Raw genomic sequence first — 16,911 nt, forward strand, 5'->3', positions numbered from 1 at the left:
CAACAACAAGCCTATAATAAAGTTATCAAAGCGCAGTGACGTAGGAGGTCTCAGCCATGACACAGAAATTTCAGTTCACAGATGCAGAAAAGGTTCAGTTATTAGCAGATTTAATTGCAATCAAATCAGTCAACGATAACGAAGTAACGGTTGCGCAGTATTTGCAAAAATTGTTAGCGAAATACGATATCTCGGCGCAGATTTTGCCCGTTGAAGGCAATCGGGCGGATTTAGTAGCCGAAATTGGGAGCGGTCAGCCAGTGCTGGGCATCTCCGGTCACATGGACGTGGTGTCTGCCGGCGATGAAAGTCAGTGGACGAGTGCCCCTTACACGTTGACTGAGCGTGACGGGAAGCTGTACGGCCGTGGTGCAGCGGATATGAAGTCCGGGTTGGCCGCGATGGTGATTGCGATGATTGAAATTAAACAGAATCGCCTGTTGAAGCAGGGAACTTTGCGGCTGATGGCAACGATGGGTGAAGAAGTCGGCGAGCTTGGCTCCAAGAAGTTCGCGGATGACGGTTATATGGCTGATGTCGATGCGTTAGTGATTGGCGAACCTTCCGGCTATGCGATTGGTTATGCGCATAAGGGATCGATTGATATTCGACTCACTTCAACTGGTAAGGCCGCGCACAGTTCCATGCCAGAACAGGGCTATAACGCTATTGATCCGCTGATTGATCTGCTGGGCAAGGCAAACCACACCTTTCGGGATACGGACCGTCACAGTGAGCTGATGGGAAAGTTGCTGTTCAACACTACCATCTTTAACGGCGGCAACCAAGTTAATTCGATTCCGGAAAAGGCAACCGCTGAAATCAACATTCGGACGGTACCGGAATTCAACAACGATGAGGTCGCTGAAAAGATGACGGCGTTAGTTGATGAACAGAATGCTAAGGGTGCTGACATTGCGATGGATATCTACATGTCACAACCGTCCATCGAGACCAGCGGGAAGTCAACCTTAGTGACGTTGGGACAAGAAATCGGTGCGCAGTACGCTGGTGAGGACGTGCCAACCAATGCGATTACGGCGGTGACGGATGCGTCCAACATGGTTTACGGGAAAGGATTGGATTATCCGTTGGCGATTTTTGGACCGGGCAGTTTGACGGTCCATCAAGTTAATGAGTACGTTGGTAAGCAGATGTACCTTGATTTTTCGAAGCTCTATGTGGCTTGGTTTAGTCGGTATTTGAACGAAAATTAATAGTATGAATGCAGAAAGGGCATCTCATCGTTTTTTGGATGAGGTGCCCTTTTCGTGTCGTTAATAAAAATATGCCGGAAATTCCGTGATTTTAGTCAGGAGGTGGATTGGTCGCCGCGTTGCGGTTTTTTTAAACAAAAAATTGTGTCATTATTATTAATCGAATCGATCACTTGAAATAGTTCTAAAAATGAGTAATTTCGCATTCCATTCACCCTGAAAATAAATTATATCTTAAAAGTGATAAAGAGTATTATTTATTACTAATTATTGATATACTCAATTTATACCAGATTGGGGGTGAAAAAACATGAAACAATGAGCAAATTGGCGTATCATTACGGTTTAAAAGTACGTATTTATCCAAGTGATGAACAAAAACAAATTATCAAAGTTAACTCAGATGCCAGTCGTTTTATTTATAATCAAATGGTGGGAATCAACCAAGAAATTCATCAACTAAAGCGAGTTAGTTTGCCCATCGATACTATTCAAATGCGACTGGCGCAACTTGAAAAACGGCGTAATGCCCGTGAACTTACGAACCATTTTAGCTTTTTAGCGGATCCACAGATCGATAGCTTAACCAAAGCTAATGCGATTCAGAACTACCAAAAAGCTTGGCAGCAGTTTTTGAAGGTCCATCATGCCGGTGTACCGAAGTTTCATCGTAAAAGTGCCGTTTGGCAATATCAAACAAACTGTCAGTATCCTGGTCAAACAGAAGCTAAGTTGACTAATGGCACCGTTCGTTTTGTCAGTACGAATCAGCTAATCGTTCCTAAGTTGGGGAAACTGCGGATTCGTGGTTCTCACAAGCGCCTTTTGAAGCGCTTATTAGACACTCGAATTGGCACGGTAACGATTATGAAAGATGCTTCGGACCGATTCTATTTAGCCATGCAGTTAGCTTCCGACTGGCCATTCGTGGTCTATGAAGAATCGCAACCGGGGTCAGTGGGTATCGATTTAAACATCGAAAATTTCTTAACTGATAGTAACGGGCAGGTAGTCGCTAATCCACGGCACTATCGAAACAGTAGAAAACGGTTAGCCAAGGAACAACGAACTCTCTCCCGTCGAGCGCGTCGGGCTAAACGCGAACATCGCTCATTAAAGACCAGTCAGAACTATCAAAAACAACGGCGCCTAGTTGCTCAGTTGCATGATAAAGTGCGGACGCAACGACAACACTTCCTTCATCAACTCTCCACCACACTGATCAAAAGTCACGATCTAGTGGTTGCCGAAGAGTTGCGGAGTAAGAACTTGTTGAAAAACCATGCTTTAGCAATGAGCATAAGTGATGTTGGCTGGCGAACTTTTTTAGGGATGCTGACTTATAAAGCAGCCTTATATGGCACGACTTTTATGACCGTTAATCCACGTAATACAACACAGACTTGTTCTAAATGTACGTTTGTGATGGGTACGGAAGGTACTAAGAAGTTAACCCTAGATCAACGGAAATGGCAATGTCCTCGTTGTCAAACAGAACATATTCGTGATTGGAATGCCGCACAAAATATACTGAATAAAGGACTCAAAAAAATCAAATTAGCCTGAATCAAGGCGGTTCCTATGGCAACCTGGGAACCTAAACGGCGTTGGTAATTAGATGACCTCCACTTAGCGACCAACGGTAACTAAGCGCGTTATCCGTATCTACGCAAATTGTGGTTCGAAACCAGAGTAACAACCGTCAAAACTGGTTTTGGCTCACAAGCCCCTGACTTTAGTCGGGGGTGGTTGACCTGAAGACGCGATCCAAAACTTTATGGCTGACCACGACTTAGAATCATCGATCATTAGCTACAGCGAAAGCCGACCTGATTTATTACAAACGGGTCAAGCTGTGACGTTGTTATCGTCAGAACGCCGCCGACTAACGAGACGTCAAAATCGATATCAACTTTATGATATCTACGGCGTTTGCACGGTCGATGGCGTGGCCTTGCCTGAGTTTCAAGCCGCTTTGGAGAAGGGCGTTGATCTTGATGCTGTCGAACATTGGTCGTACGATGTGCCGAACCCTGATGTGATTATTCGACTCGTTCAAGCCGTTAACCAGCAAGGTTTTAAGGTTTACGGCGCTCGTCATGAACAGCTTGCCACTTGGGATGTGACTGACGAGGAACATTTGAAACGCGCATTGAGCAAACAACGCACCGTTGATTATGATTAACTCATTCGAATTGAGCCGGGCGAGGCGGCCAATCCGACGGCCGAAACAGTGATGGTCGACCTTGGCGATCATCCCGTCATGACGCGCTACGAACCGAGTGAAGTTCGTCGCATGATCTACGAAGAAGACTTCTATGACGTCCGTGATGCAACCGGTCACGCTGTCTTAACTGCCATTCCACTCGCTAGTCTGGGAGCCGTTCTGTTGTGCCTGCTGTTAAGCATGCGTCCTGAAACGATTGCGCGCTTACTATTATGGCCACGACTTTCCGCTGAAGAAGTCGAAACTGCTGCCCTAATCTACCACGAAGACTATTGCTCTGCTGAACGTGAAGTGACGACCGTGTCTGATCTCCACTTAATGGCCCACTTGCCAGTCGTTAAAGACGATGCGCACGTGACGACCTATTTTCAATTTCACCATGAAGTTAACAATGAAGCATACGGCCCAATCAGCAACGCCATTTTGAATGAAGACTTGCTGACCACGCCGAACCGAACCTACCACAGCCAATACGATGACGTTGCCCAAGTCGACCGCCAATTGACCGACTGGTTGGTGCGGACGGCCTTTCGTGCCGATATGTTCATTGAACGCATCGAACGCCGAAAGATTGGCACATTTAATATTCATAAAATTTGCGTTGACGACGCCGGCAACCTTGGCGAATTTGAAGGCAAGGACCGCTGGTATGGCGAAGATTATCCACATTCGACGGTCTTTAACGTGATTGAACGTAACCTTGAAGAACTTGAACGCTACGACCTAACGTTTGAAGCGCTCGTGACCTACGTGCTGAGTAAGCCGGAGGTCGCGTTGCCGAAACCAGAGACGTTGATGACGTTACCAGCCTAATTCAAAAAACGCGTACTGAGATGATCAGTGCGCGTTTTTTGAATTGATCAACCATGTTCTGTTGACACCGTTTTTCACAATGGTATGGTAAACTTAATTTTGATTTTTACATGGTTAGACAACGTTTCAGACTGTGAAGAATCACTTTGGTTAAGTTATTTGGAGGCGTAAGAGAAATGAAAACAAAACCAAACGGTGCCCCTAAGCTGCAGCGGTCGATGACGGCTGGGCAGATGGAAATGATTTCCTTGGGTGGCGCGATTGGCGTGGGGCTCTTTATGGGGGCCACCTCGACCATTAAGTGGACGGGACCGTCCGTCCTGTTGGCCTACATGTTTGTGGGGTTGATCCTCTACATCGTCATGCGGGCGTTGGGGGAAATGATTTACGTGAATCCGGGAACCGGGTCGTTTGCGGATTATGCGACCGAATACGTGCATCCGTTAGCCGGGTATTTGGCGAAATGGGCGAACGTGTTTGAGTATATCGTGGTTGGGATGTCTGAAGTAGTGGCAGCGACTGCTTACCTGCACTACTGGTGGCCGCACCTGAACGATTTTGCGGTGGGGTTGATCATTATCGGGTTTCTGGTAGCGGCCAACCTTGCGAGTGCCAAGGCGTACGGGTCGCTGGAGTTTTGGTTTGCGATGATCAAAGTGGTGACGATCATTGCAATGATTATTCTCGGCCTATTGGTGATCCTCTTTGGTATCGGCAATGGCGGCCATCCCGTGGGCTTCGGCAACCTCTGGCAGCACGGCGGTTTCTTCACCGGTGGTGTGACCGGGTTCTTCTTCTCGATGTCGATCATCGTCGGCTCGTATCAGGGGATCGAACTCTTGGGCATCTCCGCTGGTGAAGTGGCCAACCCGCAAAAGGCGATTATCAAATCCGTGAAGTCGGTGCTCTTCCGGATTCTGATCTTCTACGTGGGTGCGATTTTCGTGATTGTAACGATCTATCCGTGGAACCAACTCAGTAGCGTAGGCTCGCCGTTTGTGTCGACCTTTGCGAAGGTTGGCATCACGGCTGCCGCATCGATCATCAACTTCGTGGTGCTGACGGCGGCGCTTTCCGGTGCGAACTCGGGGATTTATTCCTCTAGCCGGATGCTGTTTAAGTTAGCGCACGAGGGCGATGCTCCCAAGATTTTCGGACGGTTATCCAAACGCGTGGTTCCGGATGCCGCAATTTTAGGTATCTCAGGCGGCATCCTATTAGGCTTCATCTTGGACATCTGGGTCTCAGCCACCGGCAAATCCACCGCGGACCTCTTCGTGGTGGTGTTCAGTTCTTCCGTGCTCCCCGGAATGGTGCCGTGGTTCGTGATCCTGCTTGCTGAATTACGGTTCCGCCGGCATAATGCACTGATTATGGAAGACCATCCGTTCAAGTTACCGCTGTACCCAGCCTCGAACTACTTTGCGCTGGTGATGTTGGTGGTCATTGTGATCTTTATGGGCATCAACCCGGATACCCGAGTTTCAGTTGGCGTTGGGGCGGCGGTCCTGATCGTGGCAACTGGCTGGTACCTGTTCCGGCACCGGCATGACCAACCTGATGCGAATGACTAGGTAAACTTTGGAGGTTAAAATGGACGACTACGTACTCTTGCTTCGCGGCGTTAACGTGGGTGGTAATCGCCGGGTCGTGATGGCTGAGCTAAAGGCACAGTTAGCGGCGCTGGTGCGACGACCGTGGTGAGTTACATTAATAGCGGTAATTTGATTTTCAGCTATGATGGCGATGCAACTAAGTTGGTGGCTGATGTGCTGGCCGCGCATTACGACTTTTCAATCGACCACTTAGTGTTGACGAAGGCGGCTTATTTGGCTGAAATCGCGCAAGCGCCGGATTGGTGGCAGGCGGCGGACGACCGGCGGCACAACGCGTTATTCAAACTACCGGGGTATCAGATTGAATTTGACGCTGATATTTTGAGTAGCTTGACCGACTTGGACCAAGCGGTGATCACCGACCACGTGATTTTCTGGTGCGCGCCGCAAAAGGTGCATTACCACCAGTCGGCGTTTGCGAAGCTTATGGGCACGCCGTTCTACAAGCAGGTGTCGATCCGTAATCGGAACACAACGGTGAAATTGGCGACCTTATTAAATGAACGTGACTAATCAAAAACGACTCCTCGAATGTGTTTCGGGAAGTCGTTTTTTAGTTAGTCGTTTTGCGTTAACCAGTTATCCAAAACGCTGATAAATTCATCATGTTGATCCAACAGCGCAAGGTGCCGGCTGTTCGCAAACAGGTGCCACTTAGCGCCCGGAATGTGGTCAACCACGGACTTCGCAACCAGTGGTGTGCAAAGGTCGTCGGTCCCGCTGGTCACTAAAACGGGCACGTGGATCTTATGCAGGTCATCGGTCACGTCGTAGTCACTGATTGTCCCGTTTTCGGTAAATTCATTGGGGCCTTCAGCAATCAAACTAGCACGCTTACCGTTGGTTGGCCGACGGAGCGGTTCCGGTGAGTTTTCATCGGGATCGTCCCAGCAGTAACGCTCCATGTAGCGGTCGTTGGCAGCCAGGTATTTTGGCCCGCTGAAATTACCGGTTCGTTCTGCTTCGGCAATGGCGGCGCGGTCTTCGTAGCTGAGGTAGGAGATCAGGCGGTGCTGTTCTTGCGTCCAGAGCTTGATGGAAGCCGGGGAGCCGTCGATCATGACACTCTTGATGCCCTCTGGGTCAAACTGTGTCAGGTAGTACATTTCCAGCATGCCACCCCAGGATTGCCCCAGCATGTGCACTTGGTCTAAGTGGAGGTATTTGCGTAACGCAATTAACTCTTCCGCCCAAGTTTCCTTGACGTAGATGCTTTCATCTTCGGGAAGCGAGGACTTGCCACAGCCCACTTGGTCGTACATGATCAGCTGACGGCCAGTTTTGGCGTAGTCGTCGATCAGTTCAAAGTAGTTGTGCGATGACCCGGGGCCACCATGAATCAGTAATAACGGCGCCTTGTCTGGGTTGGGTTCCCCCACGATGCGGTAGTAGGTCTGGTACTCGTGAAACGGCATGTAACCTTCTTGAATCTTCAAAATGCAGTCGGTCCTTTCTTGATAAATTCAGTGTACCACGCTGACGGAGAGATGCTAGCGGACAATCAAAAGCACCAAGAATTCCCGTTTAAGGCGTTCTTGGTGCTTTTGATTATTGATTGGAATTTACCGGGCAGTCCAGCCACCATCGGCTTTAATAATGTCGCCGTTCACGAAGGACGATTCATCGCTGGCTAAGAAGACCGCCACGGCTGCGATTTGCTCCGGCTGGCCCATTGGCGCATCCATTGAGCCGGCTGCCGCAATGGCTTGACCGCCTAGTGGATCGGGGTCGGTGATTGTGTTGCCGATGTTGGTTGCCACGCCACCTGGCGCGATCGCGTTGCAACGGATGTTGCCAAAGGTACCGTAAGTGGCAGCGATGTTCTTGGTTAACCCAACCAAACCGTGCTTCGAAGCAGCGTAGGCGGCGCCACCACGAGCACCATAGAGGCCACCGACTGAGGCATTGTTGATAATGATGCCACCATTTTTCTGATCCTTCATCACGTTGATGGCTTCCCGACAGGCTTGGAATGGCCCAGTTAAGTTGATGGCAATCACTTTATCCCAGAGGTCATCGGTGACGTTGCCCACGGTTTTAAAGTTGTCCATAATACCAGCGTTATTGACCAGAATATCGAGTTGACCGTAAGTATTTACGGCAGTTTCGATAAGTGCTTTAATATCAGCTGACTTCGACATATCAGCAACCACGCTGGTAGCTGAATGACCAGATGCGGTAATTTCAGTAACGACTTCGTCAAGGGTGGTGGCGTTCACGTCGGCGAGCACGACCTTGGCGCCTTCGTTGGCGTAGGCGATGGCGATTGACTTGCCCATTCCTGAACCAGCACCGGTGATGATAGCGACTTTATCCAATAAACGAGTTGACATAGTGATGACCTCCTAAAAGTTAATTTGCTGTTAGCTTTATTATAAAAGGTCGGGGGAGTACGGTACAATATAGATGCTCATCAGTGAACAGCATCTGTTTAGTTAACCATACAGATTAAATAAATGATGATTATTTCCGGGACGGTGATTATAGTGAATGATCAAGATTTACGGGTTCGAAAAACCAAGCGGGTGTTGCAACAGACACTTCAAGCGGCACTATTGCAGGAGCCCTTTTCAAAGGTTACCGTGAAGGCCCTTTGTGAAACGGCGTTGGTGAACCGGGCAACGTTTTATAAGCACTACCACGATAAGGCGGATCTGTTGTACGACGTATTTAAAGAATTGACGGCGAACAGTGACCAGATTTCAGTGGCGGAATTGATTCGTCAGCCATTTTCGGTATTTCCCAAGGTGGTGAAGGCACCGCTATCGGCTATTAATGTGAAGCAAATGGATGATGCCAGTTTCCAGTGGGTGTTTCGGCAGTATTTTTATAACTACTACATGGAGTGCTTTCAGGACGTGACGTTTAAGTCGGACGTGCCCAAAGCGTTGTTGTCGTATACGTTGGTGAATAACGGGTTTAGTTTCTTTGAATGGCAACGTGATTTTCAGTTGGATGTGGATGAGGCGCGGATGAATGCGTACTTTCAGGAGTTGTTTAATGTTGATGCGTTGGAGGTCGAGGAATGAGAATGAAAAAGCGGTGCAACTTCTGAGTGGGAGTTGCACCGCTTTTGGTTTGTTGTGAGGGTGGGGCGACGAGCGTTGCTGTTGTGTTGATTTCGGCGTTTTTTGTGACTATCATTTTCCGGATAATCGGGATGATTGTGAAGTTTGGCAGCAGGGTATTTTTAGGCAACCACGCCGAAATGCGCTCCGAAAAGCAAAGAGTTGCACACAAGCCCTGCCTACCACAAGTCCCCAAAACCAGGACTTATGGCAGGCAGGCTTGTGCTCCACTCTTTAACCGCTTTTCTCCGCGCTCTAGGCGTCCATTCGAATAATCACCGGATCCTGCGTCAAAAAGTCACCAACGCCGGCTAAGAATTTTTGGAAATGTTCGGTACCGTTGTGTGATTCCACGGCATCGGCATCGCGCCAATGTTCGATGATTTCGTAATCGGTATCGCTGTCGACCTTCTTGAAGTGGTCGTAGCTGACGTTACCGGCTTCGGCTCTTGAACCCTTGACTAATTCTGCAATGAAGCTTTCGTAAGCGGCTTGCTTACCTGGGATAACGGCTAATTCTACGTTGATGACTTTCATCATGACACATCCTTTTCTGTTTGAGTTGAGAAGGGTGAGAACGTCTCAGCCCCTCTCATTAGGGTCATTTTAGTTGATTTAAGCTTGAAAAGCACTGATTTCCACTAAAAATGACGCGCGTAAACAGGTTACGGGCGTCATTTTAGGATTAATTGTCAATTAACAGTTAGCTTTAACATAGGTAGCGTAAGCATCAGCTGCCTTCATCGCTTCAACGACGTCTTCTGGTTCAACGGTAAATGGCATTTCTTGCATCGTATCGCCATCGGCACACGATAACGTCCCAACTTTCAGTAAGTCTTCATCGCTGACGTTTGGAATGTTGAGGTCGGCGAAAGTGGTTGGCAGGTCTAACTTCAAGTATAGTTCAAGGAACTTATCAATTTTCTTTTGATCGGCACCTTCCAAGAAGAGTTGTGACAGGGTCCCGAAGGCCACTTTTTCGCCATGAGACTTCTTGTGAATGTCACCGTGAAGGGCGGTTAACCCGTTATGGATGGCATGAGCAGCTGATAAACCACCACTTTCGAAACCGACCCCACTCATTAAGGTGTTGGCTTCAACAACCTTGTCCAAAGCTTTGGATGTAACGTGAGATTTAACAGCAACGTAGGCTTCCATCCCGTATTCAAATAAGGTTTCTTCGCATTTTTCGGCAATCGCATTACCGACTAAGGTTTGGTTGGCACCTAACATGGTTTTACCTTTGCCTAACGCAACAGCTTGGGCTTCAACGTTAGTGGCCAATGCATCAGCAATCCCTGAAGCAAACAGAGAAGCTGGGGCACCAGCAACAACTTTGGTGTCAACTAACACAAGGTCGGGGTTCTTGCTGTAGAAGCGGTATTTAGAGAATTCACCGGCTGGGGTGTAGATAACGGACAACCGTGAACATGGGGCGTCGGTTGAGGCTAAGGTTGGCAAAATCACAACGGCAATGTGTAAGTCATCGCCAATGGCCTTGGCACTATCAAGAGTTTTCCCGCCGCCTAACCCAATAATCATTTCAGCGCCAAATTCCTTACCGATACCGCCAACACGGGTAACTTCTTCTTCGGAAGCTTCGCCACCAAAGACGACCTTCTTAACCGTGATGCCGTTCTTTTCCAAGTAGGCCAAGAAGTCAGTACCAACGATTTTATAAACAATCTCGTCAGCTAACAAAACGGCTTTGGTACCAAATTTCTTCAAGTGCTCCGCACTATCGTAAAGGGCACCTGGTCCTTGAATGTAAGTCGATGGGCTACCAAAAATCTTATCCATGATGAATTCCTCCTAAGGCTTTAATGACTTTATTATGTGATGAATTGTTCAATGTTGAAATGGTTTTGGTAGCTTAAATTATTTCTTTAACGTTAGATTATTGATTTAAAGGCGTTTATGAAGTGATAGGGCGATTATTTCGATGATAAAAAGCTCAAATGTGCAATTAAACTATTTTAGAATAAAGTGTGCAATTGTGATAAACTTTAAGGAGTTACTCTGATGGTAAAGGTTGATATAACAACGAATATGAGCAATCGTTCGAAAAAATATTAATCCGGATAAGTCATTTTATACAAAGAGATGTTAGAATAGGAAATTTTGTTTAGAAATCGTTTTCTTAGCTACATTGTGAAATTGTTATTTACATTTAAGAGAAGGTGATGAGGAGTGAAAGCGGAAAAACGGGCGTTACTTGCTAAAGTGGCCTACCTGTACTACGTCAAAAACCAGACGCAAGCGACCATTGCCAAAGAGCTTGATTTATATCGAACCACGATTAGCCGGTTACTCAAACAAGCGCGTGAAACTGGGGTCGTTACGATTCAGATCAATGATTTTAATGCAGAACTGTTTCAGCTAGAAACCACGTTGAAGACGACTTTCGGTCTACGTCAGGTCGTGGTGGTCCCCAATTTTGAAGGTGAAACAGTTGCCCAGAAGGATCAACGGTTGGCGGCAGCGGCAGCCCAGTATTTAAAACAAATTATTCGGCCCCACAATGTTGTGGGGTTCGCTTGGGGCAGCACCTTGTCCGGCATGGTGGGACAGCTAGAACACCCAATGAAAACCGATGCCGTTTTTGTGCCATTAGTTGGCGGCCCCAGCCCGTCTAATGCGCAGTATCACGTTAACGGCATCGTATACGATGCGGCTCATCAATTTGGTGGACGGAGTTTATTTGTGGATGCGGCTGCGGTTCAGGAAACGCAGTATATCCGCGATGGCATTATTAGTTCACAGTACTTTCGGGATATTCAGGATTACTGGCAAAAGCTAGACATTGCAGTTGTTGGCATTGGCGGCCCCATGACGAAAACGACAAGTCGTTGGCGAGATTTATTACAGCCAGCTGATATTGACCTACTGCGTGAGCGGCAAGCGATTGGGGACTGTTGTTGTACGTTTTACGACCGAAACGGCAAGGTGTTGACAGGTGATCTTTTAAACCGAACGATTGCGATTTCCCTTGCGGAGCTGAAACGAGCACCACACAGTATCGGGGTCGCTCGGTCACTGACAAAGGCAGCCTCCATCAAGACGTTGATGGAGATGCACGTGTTAAACACATTAGTTACGGATGAAGAAACGGCGACCCGCATTTTAGCGCTGGCTACCGATCAATGAGGTGAAGATAATGGAATGGTTATTAGATACAATCAACTTAGCAGCAATTGAAAAGGGCGTTCGGGACTTACCATTGGCGGGCGTGACGTCTAACCCAACGATCGTTCGTCGAGAAGGCAAGGTTGATGACTTTTTTGAACATTTGCGCCAAATTCGCCGGTTGATCGGTGATGAACGGACATTACACGTTCAAGCGGTGGGGCAGACAACGGCGGGAATTTTAGCCGATGCGCACCGCATCATGACTGAAGTTGACTCGGCGACCTATATTAAGATACCGACAAATGCGGCCGGTTTAGCTGCCATGAAGCAGTTGAAGGCGGAGGGTGGTCACGTGACGGCTACGGCAATTTATAGTGAATTTCAAGGGCGTTTAGCGATTGCGGCCGGTGCTGACTACCTTGCGCCATACGTTAATCGGATGGTTAATATGAATATCGATGCGAATCAGGTTATTGCGCATTTGGCAGCTCAAATTGAACGCGACCATGCCGCAACTAAAATCTTAGCAGCTAGTTTCCATACGGTTCAGCAGGTTAACGATGCCTTCACCGCTGGTGCGCAGGCGGTAACGATGGGCCCGGAACTCATTGACCAAGCTTTGGGGACGCCGGCGATTAACGATGCGGTTGCGCAATTTACAACAGACTGGGAGTCGCTGTATGGAGAAGGGAGTACGATTAATCAGCTGCCTGAATAAACAAATTAATTAAAGTTATGAGATTTCCCTAAATTTCTAATTCGTTTCCAACGCCTTTATCGTTTCCGACCGGTATAATGTTTTTGAATTATGTAACGGGTCGTTGAATTGGCGTCCAGCACCTGGCATTAGGGTGACAGCAAATGTCGTCAGTAGTTGCCGCTGGGCGGAGACAAGGAGAAGTGATATGGAAACTCAGAAACTTAGCACCAAAAACCTGATCTTCATTGGCATGATGTTGTTCGGGATGTTCTTTGGCGCCGGCAACTTGATTTTTCCGGTGTTCGTGGGGCAACAGGCGGGGACTCAGTTTTGGCCAGCGTTGATTGGCTTTTTGGTCTCTGGTGTTGGCTTACCGCTATTAGGCGTGGCGGCCATTGGAGTCACTAAGACGGATGGCGTGTTCACGTTAGCCCAAAAAGTTGGGCGGCTATACGCGTACTGCTTTACCATTCTATTGTATATGTGTATCGGGCCGTTATTCGCGCTACCTCGGTTGGCTTCAATTTCGTTTGAAGTTGGTCTGAGTCCGTTTATCAGTTCAGCGCATCAAAGTAGTAGCTTACTGATTTATTCAGTTGCCTTCTTCCTGATTGCTTGGCTGTTTGCGCGGAAGCCAAGCCAGATTATGGTATACGTGGGTAAGGTGCTCACGCCGGCTTTCTTAGTGTTGCTGGCCATTTTATTGGTGATGGTCATCATCAAACCGATGGGACATGGACAAGCGGCGGTTGGCGATTACGCTAGTGTGCCGTTAGTTGCGGGCTTTACGGCCGGTTATTCGACGATGGATGCGCTAGCCGCGTTGGCATTTGGTATCATCGTGGTCAATGCACTTAAGGTCTTGGCGTCACACAACCGGGACAAATTGCCAAGGATACGATTCGGGCTGGGAGTCTTGCAGTAGCGCTGATGGCGATTATTTACGGCCTGTTAGCACTACTGGGGCGAAATGCGCTTGGCACGTTCTCACGGGCAGCGAATGGCGGCCCGATTCTCGCCAACGTGGCCCACGCCTACTTTGGCAGTTTCGGGAACGTCTTGTTGATGGTGTTAGTCATCCTAGCCTGTTTAAAGACCGCTATCGGCTTGATTACGGCGTTTGGGGACACCTTCAAGGAACTCTTCCCCAAGGTGCCTTACGCAGTGCTGATTGCGTTAGCGAGCGCCGTACCGTTAATCTTCGCTAATGTTGGCTTAGATCGGCTATTGTTATTCTCAACGCCAATCTTGTACTTCATTTATCCGTTAGCGATTACGTTGATCCTATTAGGGTTACTAACGCCAGTTCTGGGCGAATCACGCTGGCTGTTCGGAACGGTGACGCTGTTTACGGTAATTCCAGCGTTGTTGGATGGGCTAAATGCGTTGCCGGCTAACCTACACACTGGTGTTGTCGCGGCAACGTTGAAGTTGGGTGAGTGGTTACCGGGCTTCAGTATCGGTTTAGGTTGGACAGTGCCAGCCGTTATCGGTGTGATCGTTGGTTGGCTGTTAGCTAAGACGATGACCAAATCAGCAACGGTATCGTAATTTAACACAAAAAAAGCGCTTCTCGATTACTCGAGAGGCGCTTTTTTGAGTTAAATTTAAATTTTAGTAACCCCAGGCGCTTAAACCTTGAGTGTTGTACAAGCTAACGGCTGCGTCAATTTGTGATTGAACATCGCCGCTGCTGATGTGCATGTTTTGGAATAACCCGTAGGCGCCACTAGTGCTGTTCACAACACCAGATTGCCAGTTTGATTCACGGGTGATGATGGCGTTCCAAGTTGAAGCAGAAACACCGGTTCTAGCAGCCATTTGGCTTAACACGGCACTTTGTGAGCTGCTGCCGTAGCTTGAGCTGTTTGAAGTGGTCGTGTTGCTAGTGGTGTTTGATTGCGTTGACGTTGCTGGTTGGCTGTAAGTTGAAGTTGCAGCCTGGTTTGATGACGTAGTGGCTGCCGCATTGTTAGTAGCGGTAGTCGTACTAGTTGTCGTTGAGCCATCAGGAATCGTCAACTTTTCGCCAGCGATGATCAAGTGGTTGTTGATGTTGTTAGCAGTTTCGATAGCGTTGATCGTGGTGTTGAAGTTTTGCGAAATCGCCCAAACTGAGTCGCCTGACTTAACAGTGTAGGTCGTAGATGCACTTGCGCTAGTGCCGGCAAAGAACAAGCCTAAAGCTGCTGCGGAAGTGGCTAAGATAGTCGTTACTAATTTATTCAAGAATATACACTCCTATTATTTAGAACCAAATCGGTCTCTTCAATGTGTCGATCAATATCAATCAACACGACACAGTCTACAGGCGGGGTGTTACCCTCGAATGTCAGTGACCTTAAGAACGTGCGTCAGACTATGACAATATTTCAAAATTCTGTAATTTTTGTAATATTGCCAAATTCAGGTCTAAAACCGGAGAAAGTGGTTGATAGCACTATCGAAAACGGTTAATTATGGGTAAAAGTGTATCGTACTATATTAAATATGTTACTGATTATCATTTTTTAGTGATGTGGTGTTCGGGGGTAGTGTGCGGAGCACTATTCGGCGTAGTGGCCAGAAAGGACGTGGTTGACAAATACCTGAAACCTCAGGAACCCTAGAAAGAACAAGTTTAGGTGGCGCCGAATTTCGTTGCCTGAAAGTTCGAGCGTCTTGCCGATTTGTAATGGCAACAGTCAAGGCAGTACTTGGCGGCGCGTACCGCGACGGTAATCTGCAGCAGGTTGCCAACGACTTAGGCTGGATGACTCATGAATGATTTGCGTTAGTTTCACTTTTGACGCCAATACCACATCCGGCGTGGGGACTAGTTACTCGTCCCCACGCTTTGTGCTAATATATAAACTATAAGCGACAGTTTGTGAAAAACGTTTTTGAAAAAACGGAGTCTGTGGTGCGGGCGTAATTCAGGCCTGCATCCTTACTTGTAGATGTACTGGAGTGAAGCAGTTTATGGTTGTAACCGGGAGTATTATGACATATCTATTGACGCTGGGCAGCGGCTTGTTGGTGATGGTCGGCGCAATTTCGTTTCTTTACTGGTTGAATGCCAGTACAGCAACCCCGTTTGTCATCGCGCATAACCGAATGCTGACGTACATCGCTGGGGGCGTGTTCCTGGTCTTTCTAGTCGCGCAGATTTGGCGCGACCCGGGCGCAGGACCATATCTGGTCATGTTGATCGTCACGCTGTACATGGTCAACCTGCAGCAGGGAATTCGTTGGCCAGCGCTTCTCAGCGCAGTGCTGATCGTAGTGCTTTATCTTTGGCTCGGCGCGCGGGTGTCGGTTTTTTCCGCGGTCGGTGTGGTGCTTGCGGTCGTGCTGATCTTCTTAACACAGCGGTTCGCGCGGCAAATGACGCAACACCTCACTATGAATGTCATTGCGCTGGTTGTATTTGGTGTGGCAGTACTGGTTAGTGATGTCAATGTGGCTGAAACCGACTCGCTATTCTGGGCACAACAGCTGGTGACACTGTTGGTGCTTGGCACTTTGTCTTTGACCTTCGATGAACTCATGCGCGCAACCCGGCAGCGGACGGATAAGCTGCACGCGCTGAGTACGATTGACGAGCTAACCGGCGTGCAAAACTTCGGCACGTTCAATAAGGAACTCGACCAACTATTTGCTCAATTTCAAAAGGACGGCAAGCAGTACTCCGTTTTTGAAGGCGACCTCGATCATTTCAAACACATCAACGACACGTACGGCCATCCGGCGGGTAACGTGGTCTTGCGGCAGCTGGCTCTGGAGCTCGATTCGTTCGCTGTGACCTTACCGTTTCCCGCGACCGCATACCGGCTGGGTGGCGAGGAGTTTGCCATCATCGCCCACACGCAGTTGACCCACGAACAGGCGGTGGCGATTGGTGAACGGTTCCTGTATTTGCTGACGTTGGTGCGATTCCCGGATGCTGATCCGAACCTGACCATCACGTGTTCAATTGGACAGGCACGTGTGGAGGCTGGCGATTACAGTGCCAATGACGTGTACAAGAAGGCTGACCGTAACCTGTACGCCGCCAAGCAGAGCGGGCGTAACTGTGTGCGGGCGCAGGGGGATGCGGCGACCGAGTAACGGGTTTGAAATTAAGCTACTAATAAAGGCACCACGGACGTTTGCGGTCCGC

At 48.4% G+C, this 16,911-nt stretch carries 14 protein-coding genes and 2 pseudogenes; 11 read left to right on the forward strand and 5 right to left on the reverse strand.

From position 1 onward, the window contains the following. The first annotated feature begins 56 nt into the window (after window positions 1–56). The 6 genes and pseudogenes from JCM2765_RS00820 to JCM2765_RS00845 all read left to right on the forward strand — a co-directional run bounded on the left by JCM2765_RS00820 (window position 57) and on the right by JCM2765_RS00845 (window position 6,386). Window positions 57–1,217 carry an ArgE/DapE family deacylase gene (locus tag JCM2765_RS00820; protein WP_054732608.1) on the forward strand — a complete coding sequence of 387 codons (1,161 nt, stop codon included), beginning with the start codon at window positions 57–59 and terminating at the stop codon, window positions 1,215–1,217. Window positions 1,218–1,535: 318 nt separating this feature from the next. Next, window positions 1,536–2,783: an RNA-guided endonuclease InsQ/TnpB family protein gene (locus JCM2765_RS00825; protein WP_054732611.1), complete on the forward strand. Its 1,248-nt coding sequence runs from the start codon at window positions 1,536–1,538 to the stop codon at window positions 2,781–2,783. A 211-nt stretch (window positions 2,784–2,994) separates the two neighbouring features. Then, window positions 2,995–3,402, forward strand: coding sequence for a hypothetical protein (locus JCM2765_RS00830; RefSeq protein WP_054732614.1), 408 nt, complete (start codon window positions 2,995–2,997; stop codon window positions 3,400–3,402). 51 nt (window positions 3,403–3,453) lie between these two features. Then, complete coding sequence (locus tag JCM2765_RS00835; RefSeq protein WP_054732617.1) at window positions 3,454–4,257, forward strand: hypothetical protein; 804 nt, start codon at window positions 3,454–3,456, stop codon at window positions 4,255–4,257. A gap of 176 nt (window positions 4,258–4,433) precedes the next feature. After that, complete coding sequence (locus tag JCM2765_RS00840) at window positions 4,434–5,831, forward strand: amino acid permease (RefSeq protein WP_054732620.1); 1,398 nt, start codon at window positions 4,434–4,436, stop codon at window positions 5,829–5,831. 79 nt (window positions 5,832–5,910) lie between these two features. Further along, window positions 5,911–6,386 (forward strand): annotated as a pseudogene (locus JCM2765_RS00845) (DUF1697 domain-containing protein). Between the two features lie 44 nt (window positions 6,387–6,430). Here the strand turns inward: JCM2765_RS00845 and pepI are convergent. Beyond that, entirely contained in the window at window positions 6,431–7,309 is an 879-nt protein-coding gene (pepI, locus tag JCM2765_RS00850) for a proline iminopeptidase (protein WP_054732626.1), read from the reverse strand. 126 nt (window positions 7,310–7,435) lie between these two features. Continuing rightward, window positions 7,436–8,206 (reverse strand): SDR family oxidoreductase, encoded by a 771-nt coding sequence (locus JCM2765_RS00855; protein WP_054732628.1) that lies wholly within the window; start codon window positions 8,204–8,206, stop codon window positions 7,436–7,438. A gap of 153 nt (window positions 8,207–8,359) precedes the next feature. Between JCM2765_RS00855 and JCM2765_RS00860 the strand changes: the two genes are divergently transcribed. Further along, complete coding sequence (locus tag JCM2765_RS00860; protein ID WP_054732631.1) at window positions 8,360–8,902, forward strand: TetR/AcrR family transcriptional regulator; 543 nt, start codon at window positions 8,360–8,362, stop codon at window positions 8,900–8,902. Between the two features lie 294 nt (window positions 8,903–9,196). On the opposite strand, the gene JCM2765_RS00865 is transcribed toward JCM2765_RS00860, so the two are convergent. Beyond that, a complete protein-coding gene (locus JCM2765_RS00865) occupies window positions 9,197–9,478 on the reverse strand; it encodes a putative quinol monooxygenase (RefSeq protein WP_054732634.1) in 282 nt (93 codons plus the stop codon). 159 nt (window positions 9,479–9,637) lie between these two features. Beyond that, the gene (locus JCM2765_RS00870) at window positions 9,638–10,741 is read right to left on the reverse strand and encodes a glycerol dehydrogenase (RefSeq protein ID WP_054732637.1); all 1,104 of its coding nucleotides are present in this window, start codon (window positions 10,739–10,741) and stop codon (window positions 9,638–9,640) included. Between the two features lie 390 nt (window positions 10,742–11,131). On the opposite strand from JCM2765_RS00870, the gene JCM2765_RS00875 reads away from it, so the two are divergent. The 3 genes and pseudogenes from JCM2765_RS00875 (at window position 11,132) to brnQ (ending at window position 14,321) form a co-directional block, all read left to right on the forward strand. Further along, window positions 11,132–12,088, forward strand: a complete 957-nt coding sequence (locus JCM2765_RS00875; RefSeq protein ID WP_054732640.1) for a sugar-binding transcriptional regulator — start codon at window positions 11,132–11,134, stop codon at window positions 12,086–12,088. A gap of 10 nt (window positions 12,089–12,098) precedes the next feature. After that, window positions 12,099–12,788, forward strand: a complete 690-nt coding sequence (locus JCM2765_RS00880; RefSeq protein WP_054732643.1) for a fructose-6-phosphate aldolase — start codon at window positions 12,099–12,101, stop codon at window positions 12,786–12,788. Between the two features lie 187 nt (window positions 12,789–12,975). Further along, a pseudogene (gene brnQ / locus JCM2765_RS00885) lies at window positions 12,976–14,321 on the forward strand (branched-chain amino acid transport system II carrier protein). A gap of 63 nt (window positions 14,322–14,384) precedes the next feature. On the opposite strand, the gene JCM2765_RS00890 reads toward brnQ, so the two are convergent. Further along, window positions 14,385–14,999 (reverse strand): LysM peptidoglycan-binding domain-containing protein, encoded by a 615-nt coding sequence (locus tag JCM2765_RS00890; RefSeq protein ID WP_054732646.1) that lies wholly within the window; start codon window positions 14,997–14,999, stop codon window positions 14,385–14,387. A gap of 753 nt (window positions 15,000–15,752) precedes the next feature. Here JCM2765_RS00890 and JCM2765_RS00895 point away from each other — a divergent pair. Continuing rightward, the gene (locus JCM2765_RS00895) at window positions 15,753–16,859 is read left to right on the forward strand and encodes a GGDEF domain-containing protein (RefSeq protein WP_162231379.1); all 1,107 of its coding nucleotides are present in this window, start codon (window positions 15,753–15,755) and stop codon (window positions 16,857–16,859) included. Window positions 16,860–16,911: the final 52 nt, after the last annotated feature.

The organism is Secundilactobacillus similis DSM 23365 = JCM 2765 (genome assembly GCF_001311075.1).
Taxonomy (GTDB): domain Bacteria; phylum Bacillota; class Bacilli; order Lactobacillales; family Lactobacillaceae; genus Secundilactobacillus; species Secundilactobacillus similis.

Excerpts from the sequence above, each read along its gene's own strand:
- JCM2765_RS00840 (WP_054732620.1), top strand. The coding sequence starts at position 4,434 with ATGAAAACAAAACCAAACGGTGCCCCTAAGCTGCAGCGGTCGATGACG.
- JCM2765_RS00855 (WP_054732628.1), bottom strand. The coding sequence starts at position 8,206 with ATGTCAACTCGTTTATTGGATAAAGTCGCTATCATCACCGGTGCTGGT.
- JCM2765_RS00895 (WP_162231379.1), top strand. The coding sequence starts at position 15,753 with ATGACATATCTATTGACGCTGGGCAGCGGCTTGTTGGTGATGGTCGGC.
- JCM2765_RS00865 (WP_054732634.1), bottom strand. The coding sequence starts at position 9,478 with ATGAAAGTCATCAACGTAGAATTAGCCGTTATCCCAGGTAAGCAAGCC.
- JCM2765_RS00820 (WP_054732608.1), top strand. The coding sequence starts at position 57 with ATGACACAGAAATTTCAGTTCACAGATGCAGAAAAGGTTCAGTTATTA.
- JCM2765_RS00830 (WP_054732614.1), top strand. The coding sequence starts at position 2,995 with ATGGCTGACCACGACTTAGAATCATCGATCATTAGCTACAGCGAAAGC.
- JCM2765_RS00835 (WP_054732617.1), top strand. The coding sequence starts at position 3,454 with ATGGTCGACCTTGGCGATCATCCCGTCATGACGCGCTACGAACCGAGT.
- JCM2765_RS00880 (WP_054732643.1), top strand. The coding sequence starts at position 12,099 with ATGGAATGGTTATTAGATACAATCAACTTAGCAGCAATTGAAAAGGGC.
- JCM2765_RS00825 (WP_054732611.1), top strand. The coding sequence starts at position 1,536 with ATGAGCAAATTGGCGTATCATTACGGTTTAAAAGTACGTATTTATCCA.
- JCM2765_RS00870 (WP_054732637.1), bottom strand. The coding sequence starts at position 10,741 with ATGGATAAGATTTTTGGTAGCCCATCGACTTACATTCAAGGACCAGGT.